Source organism: Arcobacter sp. CECT 8989, from assembly GCF_004116715.1.
GTDB lineage: Bacteria > Campylobacterota > Campylobacteria > Campylobacterales > Arcobacteraceae > Halarcobacter.
Window position 1 is genome coordinate 1 of sequence record NZ_PDKE01000069.1, and the last position, 453, is coordinate 453.

The 453-nt window shown below is 28.9% G+C and carries 1 protein-coding gene and 1 pseudogene; one reads left to right on the forward strand and one right to left on the reverse strand.

All coding sequences use genetic code 11. The annotated features are described in order from the left end of the window. Positions 1-67 precede the first annotated feature (67 nt). Positions 68-208 (forward strand): hypothetical protein, encoded by a 141-nt coding sequence (locus CRV02_RS14905; RefSeq protein WP_164969030.1) that lies wholly within the window; start codon positions 68-70, stop codon positions 206-208. 5 nt (positions 209-213) lie between these two features. On the opposite strand, the pseudogene CRV02_RS14470 reads toward CRV02_RS14905, so the two are convergent. Further along, positions 214-453 (reverse strand): annotated as a pseudogene (locus CRV02_RS14470) (transporter substrate-binding domain-containing protein); the annotation flags it as partial.

Below are 453 nucleotides of genomic sequence, written 5' to 3' on the forward strand. Positions count from 1 at the left end.
GCTTACAACACTCCAAAAAAGTTTATAGTCTATACTTTTTTCATATTTTATAGGTACCCACTTAGTAATGATTTTTTGTCTAGTTTCTTTACTTATAGAGTTTACAACTTTTTCAAAAATATTTAAAAGAATAGGGTCATCTTCTCTTACTCCTACTGATAGATGCCATCGTTCATCAAACTTACCTGATATTTTTAAACTTCCATAAAACTCTTATTGAACGGCATAGGCTACATTTAGATGAGTAGTAACTTGTCCAAAGATTTCTCCTCTTTCAACTTTTTTTAATCCTTCTCTTAAATGTGCCACGTCAACAATTTCTAAATTTGGGTATTTTCTTCTTATGATTTCATTATAAGCAAAGTTTTTTTGGATACCTATTTTCTTATCTTTTAAATCTTGTAAGTCACTTCCAAAGCTTACATTTCTTTTAGTTACTAATACTAATGGAGC

What these genes read in the sequence shown, in the direction of transcription:
- CRV02_RS14905 (WP_164969030.1), top strand. Translation starts at nt 68, where the DNA reads ATGATTTTTTGTCTAGTTTCTTTACTTATAGAGTTTACAACTTTTTCA.